Below are 26599 nucleotides of genomic sequence, written 5' to 3' on the forward strand. Positions count from 1 at the left end.
ACGGCGCGGGGTGACCGGAAACCCGACGGATCTCACACGGCGAGGCCGCGGAGGACGATCTCCAACCCCCGCTCGAAAGCGGCGTCGACGTCGCCGCCCTGGCGGAATCCGCCGTTCTGCTCCATCGTGCAGAATCCGTACGCCCATGCGGTGAGGGTGCGCGCGGCCGACAGCGGGTCCTCGGGAGCGATCGCGGACACGGCGCTGAGCAGGTCGGTCATGATCGGCGCGAGCGACTCCGGCGAGGGCCCTGCCTGTGGGCCGGGGGCGCAGAACAACAGGGTCGTGATGTGGGGCGAGCGCGAGGCGAGCGCGCGCAGTGCGCGGGCGGTGCCCGCAAGGATCTCCCGCGGGTCGTCGGTGCGCGCGGCGCGGGCGGCGATGTCCGCGGTCAGCTCGGCCACGGCGTCGTCGGCGGCGAGCCGGAGCAGATCGTGGCGGTTGGCGGCGCGCTTGTAGAGGCTCGGTGCGCGGACGCCGACGGCCGCCGCGACCGAGCTCATCGTCACGGCATCCATTCCTTCTCGTTCGGAGATCTCGCGGATCGCGCTCACCAGCGCCTCGGGCGTGACTCTCTGCGGTGCGGGCATGTTCGTCCTCCTGCCCTCCAGCATAAGGCTATTGACTGTAGCCATCAAGGCTATGTACTGTAGCCAACATGACAGCTCGAATTCTCCGCATCGGCGACGACATCATCGCCGTGCACGCGATCGTGACCGAAGACGGTGTGACACTCATCGACGCGGGACTCTCCGGTGATCTACGGATGCTCCGCGAGGCACTCGCCGTTGAGGGACTCTCGCTCGACGACATCCGCGGCATCGTACTGACGCACGGCGACGCCGATCACATCGGCGTCGCGGAGCGGCTCAGGGCCGACCACGGCATTCCCGTGCACATCCACGAGGCCGACGCGGCGCTCGCGACAGGTCGCACTCCCGCGCGCGGGGTCAAAGCCGACGCCTGGAAGCTCGGGCCGTCCCTCGGTTTCCTCTGGGCGGGGATCCGACGCGGCGCTCTGCGCACACGCCACATCGCCGACGTGCGCCTGATCTCCGACAGCGACGTCTTGGATCTGCCCGGCAACCCGGAGATCATCGCGATTCCCGGACACACTCCTGGTTCGGTGGCCATCCGCATCCCGGCCGTCGACGCGCTGTTCCTCGGTGACGCGATCACCACCCGGCACGTGCTCACCGGAGTCGGCGGCGCCAGGCTCGCGCCCTTCAGCAACGACGCCGAGCAGACGCGGCAGAGCCTGGAGCGCCTTCGGGATCTTCCGGAACGGCGGATCTTCCCCGGTCACGGTCCGGAATTCCGAGGTTCCGCAGACGACCTCCTCGCCGCGCTCGGGTGAGGCCGTCGCCGTTCACTCCGATGGGGCGGCCGGCTTCGAGGGGGAGTAACCGGGAGCGCCGGTGATGGCGGCGATCAGATCGGAGTAGGTGGCATCCGCTCCGGTGAACGAACCGTTGTTGCGCCCGTGGCGGAGGACTTCGATCCGGTCGGCGATCGCCCGGACGTCGCTCAGATTGTGGCTGATGAACACGACGCCGAATCCGAGGTCGCGCAACCGCTCGATGTGGGTGAGCACCTCTGCTGTCTGCGAGACGCCGAGCGATGCGGTCGGCTCGTCGAGCACGACCAGTCGCGGCCTGCCGATGAGCGTGCGTGCGATCGCGATCGACTGACGTTGACCTGCCGACAGATCACGCAACAGCGACTTGATGGACGGCACGCGGATCTGGAGGTCGCGGAGCGCTTCCCGCGCCGCGAGTTCCATCTCGCCGTCTCGCAACCCGCCATGGCGCTGGAGTTCGCGACCGAGGAAGATGTTGGCGGTGACGTCGAGGTTCTCGCAGACGGCGAAGTCCTGGAACACGGTCGCGATGCCATGCTGGTGCGCGGCGGAGGGCGATGGGATCGATGTCTCGACGCCGTCGATCCTGATCACGCCGGATGCCGGCTCCAGCGCGCCGGCGATGATCTTCGCGAGCGTCGACTTACCGGCGGCGTTGTCGCCGACCAGGCCGACGACCTCGCGTGCGCGCACGTCGAAGTTCACATCGGTGAGAGCCTTGATGGCCCCGAAGTGACGGCTGATGCCCTGCATGGACAGCAGCGGAGGCGGTGCAGGATCGTTCATGTTCGCTCCTCAAACCGTTGGAGAACGTCCGTCGTCTGAATGATCTCGACGAGCGCGCCTGCGAGAACGGAATCCGGGGGAAGTGTCGACTGCATGATCACCATCTCCCGGTGGCGACCGGTGTTGACGTGCTCGCGCACTGCCGTCGAGAAGGCGTCGAAGAACGCGTCTCCGGCCTGTGCGAGTTCTCCGCCGACGACGATGAGCCCGGTGCCGATGCCCTGAGCGAGACCGGCGACGACGCGGCCGATCGTGCTCCCCGCATCGGCGACCACGCGGCGGCAGCCCTGGTCGCCGGCCGCCGCCTGCGAGACGACGTCGCGGAACGTGAGGTTGCCGTAGTGGCTGCGCAGGGGCGCCAGCAGGGCGTTCGCTCCGACCACCGTGTCGAGACAGCCGCGCAGGCCGCAACGGCAGATCTGCCCCTGCGGATCGATCTGGATGTGGCCGATCTCGCCGGCCGTGCCGTCGGCGCCGCGATGCAACCGGGAATCGATCACGATGCCGGCACCCGTGCCGTCGGAGGCCAGGACGGTGATGCTGTCGGCGACTCCTCTGGCTGCGCCGAGCGTCGATTCGGCGAGAGCTGCCATGTTGGCGTCGTTCTCGACGATGACCGGACATCCGAGGCGCTGCGAAAGGATCGGGGCGATCGGGGCGTCCTCCCATCCCGGCATCAATCCGCTGAACGTGATCATTCCGGTGGCCGGATCGATGGGTGCGGGGATCGTGAGGCACACGCCGAGCAGCTCGTCCGGTTCAGAGCCGATCATCTGGAGCATCTCGAAGATCAGCACGGCTGTGCGGTCGAGAACGGTGTCCATGGGGTGGTCGGGAGGAAGGGGCAGTCGCCGCTCCTCGAGAATCTCCTGTGCGGTGTCGGCGATTCGTACCCGGATGGCTCGCGCCGTGACGTGGGCGGCGATGACCAGCCCGCTGCGGCGAGCCATGGTGACCAGCTGCGCGCGACGGCCGCTGCGAGATGTCGGTCGAGTCTCGACCAGTCCGGTCAGGGAGAGTTCCTTGACGATGGCGGAGATCGTGGCCGCGGAGAGCGCGGTCGCTTCGGCGAGCTCCACCTGGGTGAGCCCGCCGAAGCGTTTGACAGCATCCACGATCTTCGCCGTGTTGGCCTCGCGTAGGGCAGATTGCGAGCCCGCCGCTGATCTGCTCACAGCCGGAGCCTATCAGCGCACATCACCGTCACGATCGCGTCAGGCTGCTCGGGCAGCCCGCTTCTTGTTCCACACGTCGAATGCGACGGCGACGAGCAGGACGAGTCCCTTGACGACCTGCTGCGTCGGCTGGTCGACACCCATCAGCTGCATCCCGTTGCTCATCACGGCCATGATCAGACCGCCGATGATCGCGCCGCCGACACGTCCCACGCCGCCGGTGACGGCGGCACCGCCGATGAAGCACGCAGCGATCGCATCGAGTTCGAACATGTTGCCCGCCCCTGGCTGGGCGCCGTTGGTCCGGGCGGAGAAGAGCACGCCCGCGACAGCCGCGAGCATCCCCATGTTCACGAAGATCCAGAAATTGACCTTCCGGACCTTCACGCCGGAGAGGATCGCGGCGTTCAGGTTGCCGCCGATGGCGTAGACATGGCGTCCGAACACCGTCTTCTGCGTGAGCAACGTGTAGGCGATGATCAGTGCGGCAAGGATGATCAGCACGTACGGGAGGCCACGGCTGGCCGCCAGCTGGAAGCCGAACCACATGACGATGATGGCCACGGCGACGATCTTCAGGACGAAGAGCGGCATCGACTCCACCGCCTGCTGGTACGCGAACTTGGCGCGCCTGCGACGAAGCTGCCAGACGGCGTAGCCGATGACGCCGATGGCGAAGATCGCGACCGTGAAGACGTCGAACTTGATGGCGATCGAGAAGGTGAGGCCGGCGAACCCGACCGCGTAACTGCCGAGATCGACGGTGCCGAACATGCTGTTCAGGAACCCGTTCGCGATCTGGTAGTAGGTTCCGCCGAACGGCGAGAGCGAGATGTTGCCGAGGACGAGGTAGGTGAGGCCGCGGAACAGGAGCATGCCCGCGAGCGTCACGATGAACGCCGGGATCCCGACGAATGCCACCCAGAACCCCTGCCAGGCGCCGACGATGATGCCGACGACGAGAGCGGCGAGAACGCCTGCCCACCACGGCATGTCCATCCGGATCACGACCACGGCGGCCACCGCACCCGTCAGGGCGACGACCGACCCGACCGAGAGGTCGATGTGGCCGGCGATGATCACGATCACCATGCCGATCGCCAGCACCAGGATGTACGAGTACTGCAGCACGATGTTCGTGAGGTTGCCCGGGGCGAGGAAGTTCGGGTTGAGCACCGCGAAGAAGATGACGATCGCGATGAAGGCGACGAGGATCCCGCTCTGGCGAAGGTTCCGCGTCGCGAGGTTCCAGAGGTTGCTGACGACGGTCATCGGCCGGTTCCTTCCAAAGTCATGAGGTGCATGAGTTTCTCCTGGGTTGCTTCGGATGCGGCTACTTCGCCGGTGATGCGTCCGAAGGCAAGGGTATAGATGCGGTCGCAGACGCCGAGCAGCTCGGGGAGCTCCGAGGAGATCACCAGCACACCCTTTCCGGCCGCGACCAGTTCGTTGATGATCGTATAGATCTCGTACTTCGCGCCGACGTCGATTCCGCGCGTGGGCTCGTCGAGGATGAGGATCTCGGGTTGCGTCTCGATCCACTTGCTCAGCACGACCTTCTGCTGGTTGCCGCCGGAGAGTGTGCCGACGACGCTCAGCACGCTGGGTGCCTTGATCTTCATGCTCTCGCGGTAGCGCCCTGCGACCCGCAGTTCTTCGTTGTCGTTCACCCAGCCGGCCGTGCTGATCCGCTTCGGCGACGCCGAGGTGATGTTGTGACGGATGTCGTCGATGAGGTTCAGGCCGTAGCGCTTGCGGTCTTCCGTGGCGTAGGCGATGCCGGCGTCGATTGCCGCGCTGACGCTGCCGGTCGAGACCTCCTGGCCGCGCACGAACACGCGTCCGCTCAGGCGCTTGCCGTACGTGCCGCCGAAGACGCTCATCGCGAGCTCGGTGCGTCCGGCGCCCATGAGCCCTGCGATGCCGACGACTTCTCCTGCTCGTACGTTGAGGCTCGCGCCGGAGACGACGATACGGTCGGACTGCGTCGGGTGGCGCACGGTCCAGTCCTCGATGCGGAGGACCTCTTCGCCGATGTGCGACTCGCGTTCGGGGTAGCGATGGTCGAGATCGCGGCCCACCATGCCACGGATGATGCGTTCCTGGGTGGCGTCCGAGTCGGACATGTCGATCGTCTCGATCGTGCGCCCGTCGCGGATCACCGTGGTCTTCTCAGCGATGGCGGCGATCTCGTTCAGCTTGTGCGAGATGATGATCGACGTGATGCCCTGCTCTGCGCGCAGATCGCGCAGCAGCTGCAGCAGGTGCTCCGAATCGGAGTCATTCAACGCGGCCGTGGGCTCGTCCAGGATCAGCAGGCGCACGTTCTTCGCCAGCGCCTTCGCGATCTCGATCAGCTGCTGTTTGCCGACGCCGAGCTGGTTGACGTGGGTGATGGGATTCTCGGCGAGGCCGACGCGCGCGAGGAGTTCGGCTGCATCCGCGTTCGTGCGGTCCCAGTCGATCAGCCCGCTCCGCGAGAGACGCTCGTTGCCGAGGAAGATGTTCTCCGCAACGCTGAGGTGCGGTACCAGCGCGAGTTCCTGGTGAATGATGACGATGCCGTGGTGCTCGCTGTCGTTGATGCTCGAGAACCGCACCTGTTCGCCGTTGAAGATGATCTCGCCGTCGTACGTGCCGTGCGGGTAGACGCCGGACAGCACTTTCATGAGCGTGGACTTCCCCGCACCATTCTCGCCGCAGATCGCGTGGATCTCGCGCTCGTTCACGGTGAGGTTGACGCCCTGGAGCGCCTTGACGCCCGGGAATGTCTTCGTGATGTCTCGCATCTCGAGGATGGCCTGTGACATGTTCTTCCTGCCTCGATGGTGTTCGGGGTGCGCCGTGGAGCGGCGCACCCCGAACAACTCTGATGGGACTGTTACTCGGCCTGGCCGGACGCGACCTCTTCTGCGGTCCAGTAGCCCGAGTCGACGAGGAGCGACTCGATGGTGTCCTTGTAGACGATGTCGCTCGTGAGCAGGTACGACGGCACGACCTTCACGCCGTTGTCGTAGGTCTCGGTGTCGTTCGCCTCCGGCTCGTCGCCCGCGAGGATCGAGCTCGCGGTCTTGATCGACTGCTCGGCCAGCTTGCGCGTGTCCTTGAAGATCGATGCGAACTGCACACCCTGGTCGATGAGCGCGACGGACGCGATCTCGGCGTCCTGTCCGGTGACCACCGGCAGGCCGTCTGCGATCGTGGCGCCGCGGCCGTCGCCCTGGAGGGCCGTGATGATGCCTCGGGAGAGGCCGTCGTACGGCGAGAGCACACCGTCGAGCTTGGTGCCGTTGCCGTAGGACGCCGTGAGGATGTCCTCCATGCGCTTCTGCGCCGTCTCCTGCTGCCAGCGAAGGATCGCGGCCTGCTCGATCGTCGTCTGGCCGGACGGGACGTTCAGCACCTTGGAGTCGATGTACGGCTGGAGCGTGTCCATCGCACCCTTCCAGAAGAAGTGCGCGTTGTTGTCATCCAGCGAGCCGGCGAACAGCTCGATGTTGAACGGGCCGGTCGCGCCGGCCTCGCTGCCGTCTGCCTTGAGGATGCCCAGTCCGACGAGCAGAGACGTTGCCTGCTGCACGCCGACCTCGTAGTTGTCGAACGTCACGTAGAAGTCGACGTTCTCGCTGTCGCGGATGAGCCGGTCGTAGGCGATGACCGGGATGTCGGCAGCGGCAGCCGCGTCGAGCTGGCTGGAAAGGGCGGTGCCGTCGATCGCCGCGATGATCAGGAGGTCGGCGCCCTCCGTGATCATCTGGTCGATCTGCTGGCTCTGCGTCGGGATGTCGTCGGATGCGTACTGCAGGTCGACGTCATAGCCGGCCTCTTCGAGGCCGGCCTTCACCGCGTCGCCGTCGGCGATCCAACGCTCCGATGTCTGGGTCGGCATCGAGACGCCGACCGTGACGTCCTTGGCCTCGGTGCCTCCATCGTTCCCGCCGGGGGCGGTGCTGGTGACACTGCATCCGGAGAGCACGAGTACGGCTGCTGCCCCGAGGGCGGCGAGTGCGCGCTTCTTCATTCGAAACTCCTTTGTCTGATCGCGCACACCACCGTGCGCGAATTCTGCGGCCGATCGGCTGGCTCGAGACGATCACCGCGATTGAACGATGCTTGAGTTCGAGACATGAAGTCAAGCGTTGTTACCGTTCCGTGATCATGCGATCGAAATGTCAAACTAGTTGACGCTAACTATCGGTAATATGGGCAAGGTCGCCAACGAATTCCCGCGGCCCCGCGTAAGGTTTCAATGAGTTCGAGAGCCGAACGCAAAGAGAGCGATCAATCCCGGGCGGTTTGGAGCAGTGTCCACAGCTCGGCGCGAGCAGGGAAGGAAGACAGTTCGACGCCCAGAATCGTGCCGGCCTGGGCGATTCTGGAACGCAATGTGTGCCGGTGGACGGCCAGTGCCGTCGCGGCGGATTCGACCCTCGCATCGTGCTCCAGCCAACTTCGCAGCGAGCGCTCCAGCTCGGCCCCGGTCCGCCGGTCATGGTCGCGCAGCGGCGCCAACCGTGACTCGGCGACCAGCCGCGCCTCGTCGGTGGCCAGGGCACTGAGGATGCTGGAGCCGACGGTGTCCGCGAAGCGGATCGCACCCTCGCCGCTCTGCTGGCGCAGTGCAGCGAGCGCCTGGGCGTGAGCGCGAGAGAAGGCATCGTACGCCTCAGGTTCGGACACTCCGAGGCGGATCCCGAACCGTAGGGCGACCTCGTCGAACAGCTCTTCGTCGACGGCTGACACGCAGATGGTGACGCCTTCGACGGATTCGGCGAGGAATGCGGCGGTTCCGTGCTCCGTGCGGCGGCGTTCCCACCAGTCCGAGAGCGGTCCGACCGGGGCATCCCCGGTGACGGCGACGACCACGGGCGCGGCCGGGATGCTGCCGAGCACCCTCCTCGCCAGCGCGGGGTCGTCGGCGAGGAGGGAGTCCAGGAGCTGAGCGTGCAGCCTTCTCCGACTGCGGGCCAGTTGTTCGCTCTGTTCCAGGGCGAGACCGGCCATGGCGATCACAGAGGTGACGACCGATCTCGCCTCCGCGTCGATGGCGTCGATCGCGAGGGCGACCACGCCGCGCAGGTGACCGCCCCGCCCGACGGTGAAGAGCATGAACGTGCGGCCGTCGATCGTCAGCGACTGGCCGGCCTCGAGACCGCGGGAGAGGATCTCCATGATCCGCATGCCCAGTTCGTCGAGGACCGCTGCGTCGACGGCGTCCCGCGGATGCGAGACGCTCAGCGCGCCCGCGGCGTCGAACATGCCGACCCAGGCGTCGAGTCGGCGTCCGAGTTCGGCGAGAGTCGCATCGAGCCCTCGGGGGCGGAGAGCCGCGAGCGCGAGCGCACGTTGCGCGTCCAGGGCCCACGATCGCCGAGCATATGCCTGCGCGGCGATCGCCTCGGAGTGCGCGCGCGCGACCGCGATGAACGGCGTACGGTAAGGGACTTCGAACAGGGGCATCCCGCGCGCAGCGCAGGCCGCGACGAGCTCATCGGGGATGCCGACGCGATACACCTCGGTGCCGAAGCCGAGCCCGACCACGCCGCGATCAGCGAGTCGCCCGACGTAGGTCTCGATGGCGGCGGCATCCTCGTCGGCGAACTGCGTCCCGGTCGTGAGCAGCGCGAGGTCCTCGGCGAGGAACGGGGTCGGATCCGCGAGATCCGAGCTGTGCACCCAGCGAAGAGGGCGGTCCAGCGCCGCGTCGCGGAGCGATTCGACGGGCGAGACCAAGCGCAGCCCGAGGTCGCGGCGCTGGAGCAGCGTGCGCAGTGTCGGCTGTTCCACGGCGGGCATCGGGCTCCTTGACGCAGATATACGCTCTGGCGAACTCTCTGCTCAGATTGTACAGGCGGGCGAATGCGCGCGCATCGTCGGCGCACCTACGCTCGCCTGCATGGCACTTCTCGACACCGCAACCACCGCTGTTCCTGTCGGCGGACCCGAGCTCCCCCAAGAACGTCGTCTGGTCACCGAGCTTCCCGGCCCGCGTTCCGCGGCGATCCTGGCGCGCAAAGCGGACGCCGTCGCATCCGGCGTCGGCCACACCGTGCCCGTCGCAGCGGTCGCCGCCGGTGGCGGGGTGGTCGTCGATGCCGACGGCAACTCGCTGATCGACCTCGGCAGCGGCATCGCCGTCACCACGGTCGGAAACGCGCACCCGAAGATCGCCGCAGCCGTCGCCGCGCAGGCCGCGCAGTTCACGCACACCTGCTTCATGATCTCGCCGTACGAGTCGTACATCGAGGTGGCAGAGGCACTGAACCGGATCACCCCCGGCGACTTCGCGAAGAAGACGGCGCTGTTCAACTCCGGTGCTGAAGCCGTCGAGAACGCGATCAAGATCGCCCGCAAGCACACCGGTCGTCAGGCCGTCGTGGCCTTCGATCACGGCTACCACGGCCGCACCAACCTCACGATGGCGCTCACCGCCAAGGCGATGCCGTACAAGAGCGGCTTCGGTCCGTTCGCCCCCGAGGTCTACCGTGCCTCCGCGTCGTACCCGTTCCGCGACGGTCTCACCGGTCCTGAGGCGGCGGCTCGCGCCATCCTGCAGCTGGAGAAGCAGATCGGCGCCGACAACCTCGCCGCGGTCATCATCGAGCCGATCCAGGGCGAGGGCGGCTTCATCGTGCCTGCTGAGGGCTTCCTCAATGCGATCGTCGACTGGTGCCGCGCGAACGGCGTCGTCTTCATCGCCGACGAGGTGCAGACCGGCTTCGCCCGCACGGGAGCGATGTTCGCCAGCGACATCTTCGGCATCGAGCCCGACCTCATCACGACCGCCAAGGGCATCGCCGGCGGCCTTCCGCTCGCCGCGGTCACCGGCCGCGCCGAGATCATGGACGCCTCGCACTCGGGTGGCCTCGGCGGCACCTACGGCGGCAACCCGATCGCCTGCGCGGCAGCTCTGGCCGCGATCGACGTTTTCGAGAACGACGGGATGATCGAACGGGCTCGCGAGATCGAGACGCTCCTCAAGGGCCGGCTCGCCACGATCCAGCAGAACGACCCGCGCGTCGGAGACGTCCGCGGGCACGGTGCCATGATCGCGGCCGAGTTCGTCGATCCCGAGACGAACGCCCCGGATGCGGCTCTCACCGCGGCCGTCGCCAAGGCCTGCATCGCGCAGGGCGTCATCGTCCTCACCTGCGGCACGTTCGGCAACGTCATCCGCTTCCTGCCTCCGCTCTCGATCGGCGACGATCTGCTCAACGAGGGCATCGACATCGTCGCTGCGGCACTCGCCGCAGTGGCTCGATAGATCCGGGACGCGCTCACGCGCTGACCAGCGAGACGTCCGGTCGCGACCCGGGTCGGGGGATTACGGGTCGCGACCGGCACATTCAATGAAGCCGGCACATTCAATGAAGGAGTTGCAGATGGCTGAGATCACGCGCGATGTGCTCATCGTCGGCGCCGGAGCCGCAGGGCTCACGGCGGCGAACGACCTGCGGAAGGCCGGCCTCTCGGTCGCCGTCCTCGAGGCTCGGGACCGTGTCGGCGGACGACTCTGGACCGACGTCATCGACGGCGCGATGCTGGAGATCGGCGGACAGTGGGTATCGCCCGATCAGGACGCGCTCATCGACACGGTCGGCGAGCTGGGGCTGGAGACCTTCAGCCGCTACCGCGACGGCGACAGCGTCTACGTCGGTCCGGACGGCACCGTCTCGCGCTTCACGGGAGAGATGTTCCCGGTCTCCGCCGCGACCGAGGGCGTCATCGCCGAGATCACGGACCGCCTCGATGCGATGGTCGCCGAGATCGACCCCGACCGCCCGTGGGAGCATCCGAACGCCGCGGAGTGGGACTCCGTCACCTGGGATGCGTGGCTGCGCGCGCAGACCGATGACGACGAGGCCGTCCGCAACCTCGCCTTCGCGACCGGCTCTGCGATGCTCACCAAGCCGACCCACGCGTTCTCATTGCTGCAGTCCCTGCTGATGGCGGCATCTGCCGGTTCCTACTCGAACCTCGTCGATGCGGACTTCATCCTCGACAAGCGCGTCGTCGGAGGGCTCCAGCAGGTGCCGCTCCTGCTCGCCGAGCGACTCGGGGACGACGTCATCCTGAACCAGCCGGTGCGAAGCCTGGCATGGGGCGATGACGGGGTGACCGCGACCACCGCCGACTACACGGTGAAGGCACGCTTCGCGATCCTCGCGCACGCGCCGGTGCTGTACAACCGGATCTCGTTCGTGCCGCCGCTGCCGCGCCGCCAGCACCAGATGCACCAGCACATCTCGATGGGCTTCGTGATCAAGGTGCACGCCGTCTACGAACGGCCGTTCTGGCGCGAAGGCGGTCTCTCCGGTACGGCGTTCAGCCCGTACGAGATCTGCCACGAGGCCTACGACAACACCAACCACGGTGACGAGCGCGGCACGCTGGTCGGCTTCGTGTCGGACAACACCGCCGACGGCGTCTTCGAGTTGTCCGCCGAGGAGCGCAAGGAGCGCATCCTGGAATCCCTCTCGCACTACTACGGACCCGAAGCCAAGAACCCCGTCGTGTACTACGAGAGCGACTGGGGCAGCGAGGAGTGGACCCGCGGCGCGTACGCGGCGAGCTTCGACATGGGAGGCCTGCACCGCTACGGGGCCGACCTGCGTGCCGCTGTCGGCCCGATCCACTTCGCATGCAGCGACATGGCCGGCGCCGGATACCAGCACGTCGACGGTGCGATCCGCATGGGCCGTCTGGCGGCGTCCAGCATCCTCGCGGCCAGCCGTGAAGCCGTCGCCTCGGTCGAGGTCGGCTGATGACCGGCTCCATCGTCGTCGGCTACACGGCGACGGATGCCGGGGCCGATGCCGCCGCGCTCGGCGCGCGACTCGCCCGCAGCCTCGGTGCGACCCTCCACCTGGTGATCGTTCTCCCGACGGAGGGCACGCGCAGCGCCGGAGTGCCACCGGAGCGCGCCTATGAGGACCACATCCGCGCTCAGGGCCGGCAGTGGCTCAACGACGCCGTGATCCGGCTTCCGCAGGAGCTCACCCGCAGCGGGCACGTCCGCTTCGCGGAGTCGTTCGCCGAAGGGCTCATCGCCGCCGGCGAGGAGTTCGGGGCTCGCCTGATCGTTGTCGGAGCAGCCGGTGGCGGCCTCTTCGGCCGGCACCGCCTCGGCAGCGTCGCATCCGAACTCCTGCACTCCTCGACCATCCCGGTCGCGCTCGCCCCCGTCGGTACCGCACGGCAGGACGATCACGTCGTCCCGCGGGTCACCGTGGCCGTCGGTAAGCGGCCAGGAGCAGACGCCCTGCTCGACGAGGCCGTCGCCATCGCGGCGGACAGCGGCACCGATCTCCGGCTGGTCTCGCTCGTACCCTTCGACGTGCCGCCCGGCCTCGACACCGGCGCGATCCGCCTGGTCGGCAACGCGCATGCGCACGATGTGCTCGCCGTCGCGACCGAACTCCTCCCGGACGGCCGCACCGCCGAGATCGAAGAGGCGCCGGGCGAGAGCGTCGAAGACGCCGTCGCACACCTCTCCTGGCTTCCCGGCGAGGTCATCCTCGTCGGCTCGAGTCGGCTCGCCCAGCCGCGCCGACTCTTCCTGGGCTCCACCGCAGCGAAGATGCTGCGCGAACTGCCCGTTCCCGTGATCGTCGTCCCGCGCACCCGCGCCGAAGCAGGAGACCTCTGATGTCCAGCACAGAGCGGGCGACGGAGCCCGAATCCGGAGTGACCGGCGGGATCTCCCGCAAGGGGCTGAGCGCCGGTACGGTCGGCCTCATCGGTGCCATCGTGATCGGCATCTCCTGCATCGCCCCGGCGTACACCTTCACCGCGGCCATCGGCCCCACCGCATCCGAGGTGGGTGCGCAGATCCCGGCGATCATCCTGGTCGGCTTCATCCCGATGCTGCTCGTCGCGTTCGGGTACCGCGAACTCAACAACCGGATGCCCGATTCCGGCACGTCGTTCACCTGGGCGACGCGCGCATTCGGACCGTGGATCGGCTGGATGGCCGGATGGGGACTCGTCGTCGCCACGATCCTGGTGCTGTCGAATCTCGCCGGCGTCGCGGTCGATTTCCTGTTCCTGCTGCTGTCGCAGATCACCGGCGACGCGACCATCGCGGATCTCGCGAGCGTCACCTGGATCAACATCGGCGTCACCCTGCTGTTCATGCTCGGTGCCACTTGGATCTCCTACCGCGACATGCAGACCACGCAGAAGCTGCAGTACTGGCTGGTCGGCTTCCAGATCCTCGTCCTGGTGCTGTTCGCAGGTGCCGCGATCGTGCAGGCGGTGAGCGGGAACGGCTTCGACTTCCAGCCCTTCGACCTGAACTGGTTCAACCCGTTCGCCGTCTCGTCGTTCAGCGCGCTCGCGGCCGGCCTCTCGCTCTCGATCTTCATCTTCTGGGGGTGGGATGTCACCCTCACCATGAACGAGGAGACCAAGGACCCGGAGAAGACTCCCGGACGCGCAGCCACCCTCACCGTGATCACGATCGTCACGCTGTACCTGCTCCTCGCGGTCGCGATGATCATGTTCGCCGGTGTTGGTACAGGGGAGCTGGGGCTCGGCAACGAGGACATCCAGGAGAACGTGTTCTTCCACCTCTCCGGTCCCGTTCTCGGACCGCTCGCGTTCCTCGTCTCCCTGGCCGTGCTGACCAGTTCCGCATCGTCCCTGCAGTCGACGTTCGTCGGACCGGCTCGCACGCTCCTCGCGATGGGCCACTACGGCGCACTGCCGAAGTCGTACGCGAAGATCAGCCCGCGATTCTTCACGCCGGGCTACGCGACGATCGTCTCGGCCATCGTCGCCTCCGCGTTCTACGCGGTCATGCGCGTGGTCAGCGAAGACACCCTGTGGGACACGATCCTCACCCTCGGGATGATGATCTGCTTCTACTACGGCATCACCGCGTTCGCCTGCGTCTGGTACTTCCGCAAGCAGTGGTTCGACTCGGCACGGAACTTCTTCTTCACGTTCCTGTTCCCGCTCGTCGGCGGAGTCATCCTCGGGGTGCTGTTCTTCACCACCCTGATCGACTCGATGGACCCGGCCTACGGATCCGGCTCGCAGATCGGCGGCATCGGGATCGTGTTCATCCTCGGCATGGTGATCATCGTCGCCGGCATCGCGATCATGATCTGGCAGGCCATCCGTCGTCCCGCGTTCTTCCGCGGCGAGACCCTCAGCATGGACGCGCCGCCCAGCCGTCGCCGTCGCTGACTTCCGCTTCCCTCACAGAAAGAGACTTCCATGAGCACTCAGACCGCATCCGCCGAGCAGGCGCTGCTCGAACGCGTCCCCACCGGCCTCTTCATCGGCGGCCAGTGGACGGATGGCGAGACCGGCGGAACCTTTGATGTGCAGGACCCCGCCACCGGCGCCGTCATCCGCACGATCGCCGACGCCACGCCGACCGACGGCATCCGCGCACTCGATGCCGCTGTCGCCGCACAGGACGGCTGGGCGGCGACCGCCCCCCGTACCCGCAGCGATATCCTTCGCCGCGCCTTCGACCTCGTGCAGGAGCACAAGGAAGACCTCGCGCTGCTGATGACGCTCGAGATGGGCAAGCCGCTTGCGGAGGCCCGCGGCGAGGTCGGCTACGGCGGTGAGTTCCTCCGCTGGTTCAGCGAGGAAGCCGTGCGCATCAACGGCCGCTACGGGCTCAACCCGGAGGGCACCGGCCACATGGTCGTCTCTCAGCGTCCGGTCGGTCCGTCCTTCTTCGTGACGCCGTGGAACTTCCCGTTCGCGATGGCGACCCGCAAGATCGCCCCCGCGCTCGCGGCCGGCTGCACCGTGGTCATCAAGCCGCCGGCGCTCACGCCGCTGACGACGATGTTCTTCGTCTCTCTGCTCGAGAAGGCGGGCCTGCCTGCCGGTGTGGTCAACGTCGTGCAGACCTCGCGTTCGAGCGCCCTGTCGGCGCCGATCATCGCCGACCCGCGCCTGCGCAAGCTGTCGTTCACCGGTTCGACCGAGGTCGGGCGCAAGCTCATCGCGCAGGCGGCCGAGGGTGTGCTGCGCGTCTCGATGGAGCTCGGCGGCAACGCTCCGTTCGTGGTGTTCGAGGACGCCGACCTGGACAAGGCCGTCGACGGCGCGCTCGCAGCGAAGTTCCGCAACATCGGCCAGGCGTGCACCGCGGCCAACCGCTTCATCGTGCAGGCATCCGTCGCCGAGGAATTCGCGCGTCGGGTGACCGAGCGGGTGCAGGCGATGAAGATCGGTCGTGGCACCGAAGACGGCGTGTCCATCGGCCCGCTCATCGATGCGGATGCCGTGTCGAAGGCCGCGGAACTCGTCGGCGACGCTGTCGAGCGCGGCGCGACCCTGCTCGCCGGCGGCAAGGCCGTGGCCGGCGTCGGATCGTTCTACGAGCCGACGGTGCTCACCGATGTCGTGGCCGGCAGCGCCATCCTCCGCGAAGAGATCTTCGGCCCGGTGCTCGCGATCGCCACGTTCGATTCCGAGGAGGAGGCCGTGCGCCTCGCCAACGACACCGAATACGGTCTGGTGTCCTACGTGTTCACCGAGAACCTGCAGCGCGGACAGCGGATGATCGACAAGCTGGAGACCGGCATGATGGGGCTCAACGTGGGCGTCGTCTCGAACGCGGCTGCTCCCTTCGGCGGCGTCAAGCAGTCCGGAGTCGGCCGCGAGGGCGGTGCCGAGGGCATTCACGAGTACCTGTCCACGAAGTACACGCTGATCCCGGTCGCCTGAAAGCTCAGAGAGGACGAGAAATGACTGACTACGCCGTCATCAACCCGGCTACGGGGGAGACCCTGGCATCCTTCGACACCTTCACGGATGCGCAGATCGAGGAGGCCGTCGCCGCCGCCGACACCGCGCACCGCGAGTGGTCACGCTCCTCGACCGTCGCCGAGCGCGCAGCGCTCGTACGCCGGATGGCCGAGCTGCACCGCGAACGCCGGGAGGATCTCGCTGACATCTTCGTGCGCGAGATGGGCAAGCCGCGCGAGGCGGCACTCGGTGAGGTCGACTTCGCGGCCGACATCGCCGAGTACTACGCCGATCAGGCCGAGGCGATCATGGCCGACCAGTCGATCGCCATTCTCGGAGACGGCTCGGCGATCATCCGCCGCTCCTCGCTCGGACCGCTCATCGGCATCATGCCATGGAACTTCCCGGCGTACCAGATCGTGCGTTTCGCCGCCCCGAACCTGATCGTGGGCAACACGATCCTGCTGAAGCCCGCACCGCAGTGCCCCGAGTCGTCGAACGCCATCGCCGAGATCTATCGCGACGCGGGCTTCCCGGCAGGTGCGTACCAGAACGTGCTGGCCACGAACGAGCAGATCGCGACGATGATCGCCGACCCGCGGGTGCAGGGCGTCTCGCTGACCGGCTCGGAGCGCGCCGGAGCTGCCGTTGCGGAGGTCGCCGGACGCAACCTGAAGAAGGTCGCCCTGGAGCTTGGAGGCTCCGATCCTTTCATCGTGCTCTCCAGCGACGATCTGGACGCCACCGTGCAGGCCGGAGTCGATGCCCGCCTCGACAACAACGGCCAGGCATGCAACGGCGCGAAGCGCTTCATCATCGCCGACGACCTCTACGACGCGTTCGTGGAGAAGTTCACGGCGGCGATGGCCGCCGCGACGCCGTCGGACCCGATGCTCGAGGACACCGTGCTCGGACCGGTCTCCTCCGAGGCCGCGGCCGCGAATCTGCAGGCCCAGATCGACCAGGCGGTCGCTCAGGGCGCCACGCTGCTCACCGGCGGCACCCGCGATGGTGCGTTCTTCGCGCCGACCGTGCTCGCAGACGTGACCCCTGCGATGAACGTGTACCACGAGGAGCTGTTCGGGCCGGCCGCGGTGGTCTATCGCGCGGCCGACGAGGACGCTGCGGTCGCGCTGGCGAACGACACCACCTTCGGCCTCGGCTCGTACGTGTTCACCACGGATGCCGCGCAGGCCGAGCGCGTCGCAGACAGGATCGAGGCGGGGATGGTCTACGTCAACCTCGTGCTCGCCGACAGCCCCGAGCTGCCGTTCGGCGGCATCAAGCGCAGCGGCACTGCTCGCGAGCTGGGCCACCTCGCCGCCGACGAGTTCGTGAACAAGAAGCTCATCCGCATCGGCTGAGCGGGTTCTCGAAGGGCGGAAGGGGCGGATGCACGGCATCCGCCCCTTCCGTCCTTTCTTGGCCGTGTGGGCCGGACGCTCAACTCTCGATGAGTGCCCGAACCTCGGCGGCGTCATCGTGTCGACCGAGCCGCTCGAGCACGTCGCCGAGCTCGAGGGCCGCGACCTGACGCAGCTGTGGAGCGTCCGCGCCATGCTCGAGGGCGTTGCGGTAGATCGGGACGGCATCGGCCGCCCGATCCTTCCCGGCGAGCAGCCGGGCGGCGAACAACTCGGATCCGCCGGCTGAGCCGAGATCTCCGAGTCCCGCGAACCCGTCGGCGGCGGTGAGCACGGCCGAGACGGCCTCGTCCACCCGGTCGAGTTCGGCGAGGGCTCGGCCCCGCGAGTCGGTGACATCGGAGAGGAGCCAGTCGGCCTCGTGTTCCTTCGCGAGGGCGGCGACCTCGTCGAACAACGCGAACGCGCGTTCGTCCTGCCTGCTGCCGTAGACCTGACCGAGGTCATGGAGGACCTCGGTCAGCGCGCCGAGTGCATCGTCGGCGCGCCGCACGATCTCCGCCGCCCTCTCGAGCAGTTCGATCGCATCGTCCTGCTCGTCGAACCGCGCGAGGATCTTGGCTTGAGCCGCCAGCGACATCGCGTGATCGGCGTGCTCCTCGGCCTCGCCGAAGAGCTGGGCGGCGTAACCGTAGGCGGCGACGGCCTGTCCGAATTCGCCGGCGGCGCTCAGCGACCGCGCCAGCAACGACACCGTCATTCCGCGGGAACCGGCCGGAACCTCGGCCTGCTCCTCGAGTTTCAGCACCTCCCCGAACAGCTCGGCGGCTTCTTCGGCGTCGCCGGCCTTGAGCATCGCTCGGGCGAGACGGAAATTCGCTCCGGTGACATCGCCGCCGTCCTGGCTGATGAGCCGCGACATGAGGCGGTAGCGCGATACGGCCTTCTCCGGTTCGTCCGCGTCCTCCCAGAGGGCAGCAGCGAGGAGATGGGCGCCGGCGAGCGCTCTCGTTGCACCGAGTCCGGCGAGAATCCGGCAGGCTTCGTCGGCGTCCGTCGCCCCCGCGACGAACGATCCGTTGCCCCCGTGAATGCGCGCCCGCGTTTCCATCGCGTGGGCGCGGTGGCCGTCGCTGACGTCGTCCTGGGTCACGAGCCGATCGAGGAGTGCGGTCGCCGCGTCGGTCTCGCCCTTGTGCAGCAGTGCGGAGACGGCGAGAAGGGTGGTGGTGTTGACCAACCGGGCATCCCCGGCCTCGGCGAAGGCGCGAGCGGATTTCTCGAGGAGCTCGAGCGCGGTGTCCGGATCATCTCCTCGCAGGTGCAGCGAGGCGCGACTGAATGCCACGTCGCCACGGCTCCACGCCGGCAGAGCATCCGCCCCTTCGAGCTCGCGATCGAGGGCAGCCGCGTTCTCCGGTGTGTCCACGCCGAACGTCGCCAGGCCGAGGCGCTCCTCCAGGTCGGCCTGTGCCTCCTTGCCCGTGGCGCGCAGCAGCGCGATGCGCTCCGTGCGCAGCGGCTCGGTCTCGTCGGCGCGATCAAGACCGACCAGCATCCCGATCTGCAGTGACAGCAGTTGTGCCCGTTTGCCGTCGTCTTCGATCTCGAGGGCGCGGGGCATCGCGGCCAGCGATTCCTGCTCGGCCCCGTACTGCCCGAGGTTCATCGCCCGCTCGTACCAGGCCTCGGCGTCGGCCGGAACGGCCGCGGCACTCGGCGCGACGAAGGCATCCGAGCGGATCGGCACGTCGTAACGCACGTCGCCGAGCGCGCGCATCGCGGTGAGCCGGCTCGAGTGGCCATCGGTGCCGTCGCGACGGTCGAAGTCGCTGCCGATCCGTTCGGCTGCCGCCCATGCGGCCGCAGCCAGCTCTGCCGCGCTCCAGGCCCCCTCGTGAGCTCCGAAGAACGGCGTCAGCACCGATGCCTCGGCTCCGCGCACCGGTGTCTCGCCGTGGCCCGCAGCGACCACGCTGTCCAGGGCGAGCGCGAACGCCGCGAGCGCCGCGAAGTGCGCATCCACGTTGAGGCCGTCGTGAGCGAGCCAGGACAGGTGCCGCTCCACCAGCGAGAGCGCGCGCGCCTCGTTGCCGGTGACGGCGCAGAAGATGATGTTGTTCGCGACGATCTGCAGGTTGTCGCGATTGTCCTGTGCGAGGCGGTAGCTGCGCAGGTGCGCGGTCTTCGCATCGTCACCGCGTCCGGCCCGCAGATAGGGCAGGAGCACCCTGGACAGAGCGTGCTCCGGCTCCTCTCCGCAGGAGAAGCCTCCCTCGATCATCTCCTCCACGAGTCGGATCGCGTCGGCGTCGCGCTCGGTCTCGGCGAAGAATCCGGCGAACTGACTGCGCCCACAGGCATCGCAATGACTGTGCTCATCGCGGGGCGTCGCCTCCAGCTGCACGCGCAGGGCTTCGGCCTCGGACATCCGGCCGGCGTCCCACGCATCTTCGAAACGAGCGGTGAGCACGCCGCTCACGCCCAGTCCCGCCTTCAGATAGTGCGCCTCCATGTCGTCCAGCACCGCGGCGATCTGTTCTTGCGAGAACGCGGGGGATGAGCGCAGCGACGCCGCCATCCACTTGAACTGCCACATCAGGTCCGCGCTGCCGTTGTCGAGATCGGCGGGGAAGCGCTGAGGGTTCGCATCGTGGCGAGCGAGGCACCAGGCGAACGAGTTCAACATCACGTCCGTCGCGCCGTTCATGTTCGCGGATGCCGTCTGACGCATCCGCGCCTCGTACTCGAGGCGGTCGTCGCCGATCTCGATGGCAAGGGTGACGGCCTCCGAGATCAGGGCCTGCTCAGCAGGCCCCCAGGGTGTGCGGTCGATCTCTTCGATCAACTGCTGGAAGCGCTTCTTAGGACGAGCCATGGTGGTCCTTTCGGATGCTGACGGCCTCAGCGGGTTCCATCGAAGGAGATCCGGTCTCCCTCGATCCCGGCGGAGAGGGAGACGAGGTCGGCCAGCGCGCTGGACATCAGCGAGCGGTCGGAATCGGTGAGCGGATGGTGCCCGGCGAGGAGCGCCTGGATGTAGAGGAGTTGCAGGGTGCGCGCGAACACGGCATCGTCGCGCACGCGAACCAGGGCGCGCACGACCTGATTCGACCAGTTCAGGCACAGGCGCGCCGTGACGTCGTCACCGCGTGCCGCGGCGAGGGTGTCGTCGATGCGGTCGAGTACACCGCCCCAGAGCGAACCGGTGATGCCCTTGGTGCGGCTGCGGTCGATCGCGCGCAGCACCTCGGGGTCGGCGACGTAGAGCGCCGGCATCTCGGGTCGGTCGATCGAACGCACGATCACGGAGCAGCCGGATGCCGAAAGGACCGCCCCCGCTCGCCCTTCCAGCGCGACAGCCGCCTCGCGATCGTCGAGGGGCGGCGGGTCCAGTCGGTCCAGTTCGCCGGTGACGTCGACTTTTTCCACGGTGACCTGCGGGTAGAGATCCGGCAGCATCCGCATCAGATCGGCGTCGTACAGGTAGCCGCCGTTGACGAGCACTTCCGAGCCGGGTGAGATGCCGGCGACCTGCCGGAATTCGTCGACCGTCTGCGCGTAGCGGATGTGCGGATAGCGTTCGACGAGGTCGCCGATCTGCATCGTTCCGTGTGTGGTCTCGACGCTCAGCCATCGAGTGATGAACCGGGCGAGCTCGTGATCGTGGCGCACCAGCGACTTCAGGCCGACCTCATGCACGGCCACGAACTGGGCGAGACGGTGCGGTTCACGCAGTCCGAGTTCGAGAACCCAGCGGCGGATGCCGGCGCCCAGCTGCTCGCGCACCCGTTCGAGCGCCGCGTCTTCGACGAGCGCCTCTCGGCTCGCCGTCGGGGCAAGGCCGGTGGAGTCGATCGCCGCGCGGACGAAGAACGCCCAGTCGGGGAGTACGTCCTCGACGCGTTCGGAGAGCAGCATACGGCCGAGGTACATTCTCGTCGCCTGCCGTGCACCGGGCGGCGGCGCGAACGGCAGGACGTACGCGAGGCCCCTGGTACCGGTGGCCTGCTCGGTCAGCTCGATGACATCGAGGGGGACGGCGCCGAGCAGATCGCGGCCGTACTGCACCGCGGCATCCGGGTCGGTCGCCGCATCGAGAAACGGGGCAGCGCGGGTGATGTCGACACCGCCGGCGCGAGTGTCGACGGTGATGCGCACAGGGAGGAACTCGCCGAAGGTCGTCGCCAGCTCGTGCACAGCCGCCGGTCGCAGCAGCTCGTCCGCATCGAAACGAGGAACGAGATGCACGCTGGTGCCGATCGGAAGGTCGTCGTCGATCTCGGTGACCCGGAATGTGCCGTCGGCGGACCCGGTCCATTCCACGGCCGGTCCGCCACGGGCGCTGCGGGAGCGGATCACGATGGTGTCGGCCACCATGAAGCAGCTGAGCAGGCCGATGCCGAACTGGCCGAGGTAATCGCTGCGAGGAAGGTCGAAGATGTCGCGCTTGGAGCTGCGCCCGACGGTCGCGAGCAGGTCGGCGACTTCGGCGGCGGTGAGGCCGATGCCGTCATCGCGCAGAACGAACTCTCCGGAGGCCTCGGTGAGGGGCGTGATCCGGATTCGACCGCCGCCGCCGTCGATCTCGTTCCGGGCGGTGATGGCATCTCTGGCGTTCTGCAGAAGCTCACGCAGGTAGACGCGAGGGCTCGAGTAGATATGCCTGCTGAGCAGGTCGACGACTCCGCGCAGATCGACCTGGAACTGCTGCACATCCGCACCCACGTGTCCACCCTCCCACTGCATTCGCTCGCTGAGCCTAACAACATTGTCGTGAGGCGGAACGAGCGCCCCGGTTCGAGACCGGCGTGCGGATGCCGTATGCTTGAACCGCAGTTGTTGTCTGCATTCTTCCGCCGTGCCTGGGATCTCCTGATCGCAGTTCTGGCGGCGGGGCGCAGGCTCCCGAGACTTCCGGGTCTCTAGGGCGGTAGCTCAATTGGCAGAGCAGCGGTCTCCAAAACCGCAGGTTGCAGGTTCGATTCCTGTCCGCCCTGCGCGTCAGCGCAACGCTGGCACACGAAAGGTACATTCAGGATGGATCAGGACGAACCGCGCGGCGAGGTCGTCGCGGCCGGCGCCACCCGTGAGAAGAAGCAGAACGCCTTCGGGAGGTTCTTCGGCGGGATCGCCCTCTTCATCCGTCAGGTCATCTCCGAGCTGCGCAAGGTCGTCACCCCGACCCGCAAGGAGCTGTTCAAGTTCACCGCAGTGGTGCTCGTCTTCGTTCTCATCGTCATGGGAATCGTGTACGGCTTGGACAACCTGTTCGCCTGGGTCACGCACTGGGTGTTCGGAATCCCTGGCTGATGACACCCCGCGGCTCGCGCCGCAGTGATTGGAAAGAAACAACGTGTCTGAACGATATTCCGACGACGCCGACTGGGCGACAGCCGCAGAGCAGTCCAGCGAAGAGGATGAGGCCCAGGAGGGCAACGTCCTCGCCGCAGAGGAGCTCGCAGTCACCTCGGCAGAGCACGTCGCCCTGCACATCGAGGGTGAAGACGACGAAGACGACATCGATGATGACATCGAAATTGACGAAGACCCGGAGGCGGACGCGATCGTGAACGACGCTCTCAACCTGGACGAAGCGGCTGAAACTGAAGCTGCCGCTGAGGTCCTCAATGATTCTGTGGCCGAAGAGGCCGCCGACCTCGAGGCCGCCGCGGCGGACGAGGTCGCACCGTACGACGGCCCCGACGTGAACGGCGACGAGGATGCTCCGGCATCCGACGACGACGAAGAAGACGAAGACGACGCGGAGGCCGATCCGTACGAGACGTTCCGCGCCGACCTGCGGATGCTGCCGGGCAAGTGGTACGTCATCCACTCGTACGCCGGCTTCGAGCGCAAGGTCAAGGCGAACATCGAGCAGCGCAAGTCGACGCTCGAGGTCGAGGACGAGATCTACCAGATCGAGGTCCCGATGGAGGACGTCGTCGAGATCAAGAACGGCCAGCGCAAGATGGTCACTCGCGTGCGCATCCCCGGCTACGTGCTGGTGCGCATGGAGCTCACCGAAGACACCTGGTCCGTCGTTCGCCACACGCCCGGTGTCACCGGCTTCGTCGGCAACGCGCACAACCCGACGCCGCTGCGCTTCGAAGAAGCCTTCAACATGCTGAAGTCGCTCGTCGAGGTCAAGGACATCCCGACGGCGAAGAACATCGCCTCCAAGGGTGGACTCGCCGTCGCTCGTCCGCTGCCGGCCGAGGTCGACTTCGAGGTCGGCGAGACCATCACGATCAAGGAAGGCTCCTTCGCGGGTCTTCCCGGTTCGATCAGCGAGATCAAGCCGGAGAGTGGCAAGCTCATCGTGCTCGTCTCCCTGTTCGAGCGCGAGACTCCGGTCGAGCTGTCGTTCGACCAGGTCACCAAGATGAACTGAGAGTCTTCTCGTCAAGAACGGCCGTCCCTTTCGGGGCGGCCGTTCTTGCGTTCCGGCTCAGCCTGCGTGCTGCGCAGCCCAGTGCGGGCTCTGGATGAGTCCGATGAGGTTGCCGAACGGGTCGGTGACGGATGCTGACCACCAGCCCTCTCCGCGCTGCGTCACCGGGTCGAAAGCCAGGGCGCCGAGCTCGATGAGTCGATCGAAGGTGGAGCGAACGTCGTCGACGTGCATGCTCATCAGTGCGCCTCCCGGCTGGGCGAGCGCGGGGCGGAAGCGGGCATCCATCAGCGCGAATTCGTCGTCGTCGTCGCCGAAGCGCCATTCGGCGTACTGCACTGGTCCTTGTTCCGGCCGGACGAAGTAGGGCGCGGAGTCGAAGACGGTCGTGTACCAGGCGACCGCTGCGGACATGTCATCGGCGACCAGGTTGAGATTTGCGAGACCACGGAACATGAGATTCTCCTTCTGAATCGGTTGTTTCTTCTATGCTCGTAGCTGAAGTGATCATCAATTGATCACTTCAGAAAAGAGGTTGAGAGATTCGCGCCGACCGTCTCATCCAGGCCCTGCTGCTGCTTCAGGGGCGTCCGCAGATCACGGCGGCCGAGCTGGCGGCAGAGCTCGAAGTGTCGGTGCCGACGGCGCGACGAGACCTGGAAGCCCTGGCGATGTCGGGCGTTCCGATCTATCCGACACGAGGCAGGGGAGGAGGATGGCGCCTGATCGGCGGAGCGCGCACCGACCTCACCGGACTCACGCAAGGTGAGGTCACGTCGCTGCTCATCGGCCTCACCCAGAGCGACACGGCGAGTCCCGAGCGCATCGCGGCCATGCGAAAGCTCGTGCGTGCGATGCCGGAACCGTTCCGCGCCGGAGCACAACGTGTCGCGGCAGCGACCGTGCGAGATGCGCCGTGGGGTGTCACCGAGAACGATGCGGCACCGCCGGTGGTCGCCGAGTTGCAACGTGCCATCGCGGACGATCGTCGGGTGCAGTTGGAGTATCGCGGCTCGCGCGGCGCTGCTTCCATAGAGGTCGTCCCTCTGATGATCGGCAGTCGCGGGGTGCGGTGGTATCTGATCGCAGCTCCGGTCGTCGAGGGGGCAGATGTCGCGGACGAGAGCCGCGTGCGGACGTACCGCGCGGATCGGATCGAGGGGTCGCGCGTGCTGTCCGAGCGGGGCATCGCTCCAGCGGGCTTCGATCGGCCGCGTGTGTGGGCCGAGATGGTCGAGCGGGTCGAAGGCTTTCGTGGAGCGGTACGCGCGGTGGTGAGGGTGGAACCCTGGGCGGTGCGGGCACTCTGTGACCGGTTCGGTGTGCAGGCGCAATTGCTGGACGATCCTCCGGACCGGGACGGGCGGGTGCGGGTCGAGGTGCAGGCGCACAGAGTGGATGCCCTGGCGGAGCAGCTCGCGGGGTGGACGAGCGCCGCGGAGGTCGTCGAGCCTGCCGAGGTGAGGACTGCGCTCCGCGAACTCGGCGAACGGATCGCTGCCCTGTACCGCGGGGAGGCCGCCGAATCGCGGGAGCGTCGTTGATCGGGTAGACTTACGTGGTTTGTGTGCCGCTTCGGCGTGCGCGCGGACGACCGCAGTCCGGAACCGCCGGATTCGCGGGAGAAACGGATGCTCCGCATCCGATTCGATGAAAGGAAAGAGAATGGCACCGAAGAAGAAGGTGACCGGCCTGATCAAGCTTCAGATCAACGCCGGTGCAGCCAACCCGGCGCCGCCGATCGGGCCCGCGCTCGGTCAGCATGGCGTCAACATCATGGAGTTCTGCAAGGCGTACAACGCCGCGACCGAGTCGCAGCGCGGCAACGTCATCCCCGTGGAGATCACCGTCTACGAGGACCGCAGCTTCACGTTCGTCCTGAAGACCCCGCCCGCTGCGGAGCTCATCAAGAAGGCCGCCGGCGTCCCCAAGGGATCGGCGACCCCGCACACCGTCAAGGTGGCGAAGATCACCAAGGAGCAGGTCCGTCAGATCGCCGAGACCAAGCAGGCTGACCTGAACGCGAACGACATCGAGGCCGCCTCGAAGATCATCGCCGGCACCGCCCGTTCCATGGGCATCACGGTCGAGGGCTGAGGAGAATAATCATGGCTACCAAGTCCAAGGCTTACAAGGCTGCCGCCGAGAAGATCGAGGCAGACCGTTTCTACACTCCCGCTGAGGCCGTCGCGCTGGCGAAGGAGACCGGCTCCGCGAAGTTCGACTCGACCGTCGAGGTCGCGCTGAAGCTCGCTGTCGACCCCCGCAAGGCAGACCAGATGGTGCGCGGCACCGTCATCCTGCCCCACGGAACCGGCAAGACCGCCCGCGTCATCGTTTTCGCCACCGGCCCCGCGGCCGAGGCAGCGATCGCCGCTGGTGCGGATGAGGTCGGCGGCGCCGAGCTCATCCAGCGCGTCGCCGATGGCTGGACCAACTTCGACGCAGCAGTCTCCACCCCGGAGCTCATGGGCCAGGTCGGTCGTCTCGGAAAGGTGCTGGGTCCGCGTGGCCTGATGCCGAACCCGAAGACCGGCACCGTGACCCCGAACCCGGCCAAGGCCGTCGAGGAGATCAAGGGCGGAAAGATCGAGTTCCGCGTCGACAAGCACGCCAACGTGCACTTCGTCGTGGGCAAGGCGTCCTTCACCACCGAGCAGCTGAACGAGAACATCGACGCAGCGCTCGAGGAGATCGTCCGCCTCAAGCCGTCGAGCTCCAAGGGCCGCTACATCCAGAAGGGTGCGGTGTCGACCACGTTCGGCCCCGGCATCCCGCTGGACGTCAACGCCATCTGAGT

General features: G+C 67.2%; 22 protein-coding genes and 1 tRNA gene. 13 read left to right on the forward strand and 10 right to left on the reverse strand.

Annotated features, from left to right (window positions below; genetic code table 11):
* Positions 1-32: 32 nt before the first annotated feature.
* Positions 33-590, reverse strand: a complete 558-nt coding sequence (locus MRBLWO13_RS09835) for a WHG domain-containing protein (RefSeq protein WP_341973798.1) — start codon at positions 588-590, stop codon at positions 33-35.
* Positions 591-658: 68 nt separating this feature from the next.
* Here MRBLWO13_RS09835 and MRBLWO13_RS09840 point away from each other — a divergent pair, with 68 nt between their 5' ends.
* Entirely contained in the window at positions 659-1357 is a 699-nt protein-coding gene (locus MRBLWO13_RS09840; protein ID WP_341973799.1) for an MBL fold metallo-hydrolase, read from the forward strand.
* Positions 1358-1369: 12 nt separating this feature from the next.
* On the opposite strand, the gene MRBLWO13_RS09845 is transcribed toward MRBLWO13_RS09840, so the two are convergent.
* From MRBLWO13_RS09845 to MRBLWO13_RS09870, 6 genes are all read right to left on the reverse strand, one after another.
* Positions 1370-2146: an ATP-binding cassette domain-containing protein gene (locus MRBLWO13_RS09845; protein ID WP_341973800.1), complete on the reverse strand. Its 777-nt coding sequence runs from the start codon at positions 2144-2146 to the stop codon at positions 1370-1372.
* Positions 2143-3321, reverse strand: coding sequence for an ROK family transcriptional regulator (locus tag MRBLWO13_RS09850; RefSeq protein ID WP_341973801.1), 1179 nt, complete (start codon positions 3319-3321; stop codon positions 2143-2145). Before MRBLWO13_RS09850 ends, MRBLWO13_RS09845 begins: the two co-directional genes overlap by 4 nt.
* Before the next feature lie 39 nt (positions 3322-3360).
* Complete coding sequence (gene mmsB, locus MRBLWO13_RS09855) at positions 3361-4593, reverse strand: multiple monosaccharide ABC transporter permease (RefSeq protein ID WP_341973802.1); 1233 nt, start codon at positions 4591-4593, stop codon at positions 3361-3363.
* The gene (gene mmsA, locus MRBLWO13_RS09860; protein ID WP_341973803.1) at positions 4590-6131 is read right to left on the reverse strand and encodes a multiple monosaccharide ABC transporter ATP-binding protein; all 1542 of its coding nucleotides are present in this window, start codon (positions 6129-6131) and stop codon (positions 4590-4592) included. The genes mmsB and mmsA overlap by 4 nt, the downstream gene beginning before the upstream one ends.
* A gap of 71 nt (positions 6132-6202) precedes the next feature.
* Positions 6203-7342 (reverse strand): multiple monosaccharide ABC transporter substrate-binding protein, encoded by a 1140-nt coding sequence (gene chvE / locus MRBLWO13_RS09865; protein WP_341973804.1) that lies wholly within the window; start codon positions 7340-7342, stop codon positions 6203-6205.
* Positions 7343-7602: 260 nt separating this feature from the next.
* Positions 7603-9117: a PucR family transcriptional regulator gene (locus MRBLWO13_RS09870; protein ID WP_341973805.1), complete on the reverse strand. Its 1515-nt coding sequence runs from the start codon at positions 9115-9117 to the stop codon at positions 7603-7605.
* Between the two features lie 100 nt (positions 9118-9217).
* On the opposite strand from MRBLWO13_RS09870, the gene gabT reads away from it, so the two are divergent.
* The 6 genes from gabT (at position 9218) to MRBLWO13_RS09900 (ending at position 17405) form a co-directional block, all read left to right on the forward strand.
* Positions 9218-10585, forward strand: coding sequence for a 4-aminobutyrate--2-oxoglutarate transaminase (gabT, locus tag MRBLWO13_RS09875; RefSeq protein WP_341973806.1), 1368 nt, complete (start codon positions 9218-9220; stop codon positions 10583-10585).
* A gap of 118 nt (positions 10586-10703) precedes the next feature.
* Complete coding sequence (locus MRBLWO13_RS09880; RefSeq protein ID WP_341973807.1) at positions 10704-12086, forward strand: NAD(P)/FAD-dependent oxidoreductase; 1383 nt, start codon at positions 10704-10706, stop codon at positions 12084-12086.
* The gene (locus MRBLWO13_RS09885) at positions 12086-12970 is read left to right on the forward strand and encodes a universal stress protein (protein ID WP_341973808.1); all 885 of its coding nucleotides are present in this window, start codon (positions 12086-12088) and stop codon (positions 12968-12970) included. Before MRBLWO13_RS09880 ends, MRBLWO13_RS09885 begins: the two co-directional genes overlap by 1 nt.
* Positions 12970-14514, forward strand: a complete 1545-nt coding sequence (locus tag MRBLWO13_RS09890) for an APC family permease (RefSeq protein ID WP_341973809.1) — start codon at positions 12970-12972, stop codon at positions 14512-14514. Before MRBLWO13_RS09885 ends, MRBLWO13_RS09890 begins: the two co-directional genes overlap by 1 nt.
* A gap of 30 nt (positions 14515-14544) precedes the next feature.
* Positions 14545-16020 carry an NAD-dependent succinate-semialdehyde dehydrogenase gene (locus MRBLWO13_RS09895; RefSeq protein ID WP_341973810.1) on the forward strand — a complete coding sequence of 492 codons (1476 nt, stop codon included), beginning with the start codon at positions 14545-14547 and terminating at the stop codon, positions 16018-16020.
* A 20-nt stretch (positions 16021-16040) separates the two neighbouring features.
* Positions 16041-17405 (forward strand): NAD-dependent succinate-semialdehyde dehydrogenase, encoded by a 1365-nt coding sequence (locus MRBLWO13_RS09900; protein WP_341973811.1) that lies wholly within the window; start codon positions 16041-16043, stop codon positions 17403-17405.
* A gap of 79 nt (positions 17406-17484) precedes the next feature.
* On the opposite strand, the gene MRBLWO13_RS09905 is transcribed toward MRBLWO13_RS09900, so the two are convergent.
* Complete coding sequence (locus MRBLWO13_RS09905; protein WP_341973812.1) at positions 17485-20283, reverse strand: hypothetical protein; 2799 nt, start codon at positions 20281-20283, stop codon at positions 17485-17487.
* A 26-nt stretch (positions 20284-20309) separates the two neighbouring features.
* A complete protein-coding gene (locus MRBLWO13_RS09910) occupies positions 20310-22154 on the reverse strand; it encodes an HSP90 family protein (protein ID WP_341973813.1) in 1845 nt (614 codons plus the stop codon).
* A gap of 178 nt (positions 22155-22332) precedes the next feature.
* Here MRBLWO13_RS09910 and MRBLWO13_RS09915 point away from each other — a divergent pair.
* The 3 genes from MRBLWO13_RS09915 (at position 22333) to nusG (ending at position 23799) form a co-directional block, all read left to right on the forward strand.
* Positions 22333-22405, forward strand: a tRNA-Trp gene (locus MRBLWO13_RS09915).
* 40 nt (positions 22406-22445) lie between these two features.
* On the forward strand, positions 22446-22718 hold the full coding sequence (gene secE / locus MRBLWO13_RS09920) for a preprotein translocase subunit SecE (RefSeq protein WP_341973814.1): 273 nt from the start codon (positions 22446-22448) through the stop codon (positions 22716-22718).
* A gap of 43 nt (positions 22719-22761) precedes the next feature.
* A complete protein-coding gene (gene nusG / locus MRBLWO13_RS09925) occupies positions 22762-23799 on the forward strand; it encodes a transcription termination/antitermination protein NusG (RefSeq protein ID WP_341973815.1) in 1038 nt (345 codons plus the stop codon).
* A gap of 57 nt (positions 23800-23856) precedes the next feature.
* Here the strand turns inward: nusG and MRBLWO13_RS09930 are convergent, their stop codons facing one another.
* Positions 23857-24255, reverse strand: coding sequence for a VOC family protein (locus MRBLWO13_RS09930; protein WP_341973816.1), 399 nt, complete (start codon positions 24253-24255; stop codon positions 23857-23859).
* A gap of 104 nt (positions 24256-24359) precedes the next feature.
* Between MRBLWO13_RS09930 and MRBLWO13_RS09935 the strand changes: the two genes are divergently transcribed.
* From MRBLWO13_RS09935 to rplA, 3 genes are all read left to right on the forward strand, one after another.
* Positions 24360-25343, forward strand: a complete 984-nt coding sequence (locus MRBLWO13_RS09935) for a WYL domain-containing protein (RefSeq protein WP_341978345.1) — start codon at positions 24360-24362, stop codon at positions 25341-25343.
* 121 nt (positions 25344-25464) lie between these two features.
* On the forward strand, positions 25465-25896 hold the full coding sequence (gene rplK / locus MRBLWO13_RS09940; protein ID WP_102191716.1) for a 50S ribosomal protein L11: 432 nt from the start codon (positions 25465-25467) through the stop codon (positions 25894-25896).
* An 11-nt stretch (positions 25897-25907) separates the two neighbouring features.
* Entirely contained in the window at positions 25908-26597 is a 690-nt protein-coding gene (rplA, locus tag MRBLWO13_RS09945; RefSeq protein ID WP_341973817.1) for a 50S ribosomal protein L1, read from the forward strand.
* The last annotated feature ends 2 nt before the right edge of the window (positions 26598-26599 follow it).

This window comes from Microbacterium sp. LWO13-1.2 (assembly GCF_038397725.1).
Lineage (GTDB): Bacteria > Actinomycetota > Actinomycetes > Actinomycetales > Microbacteriaceae > Microbacterium.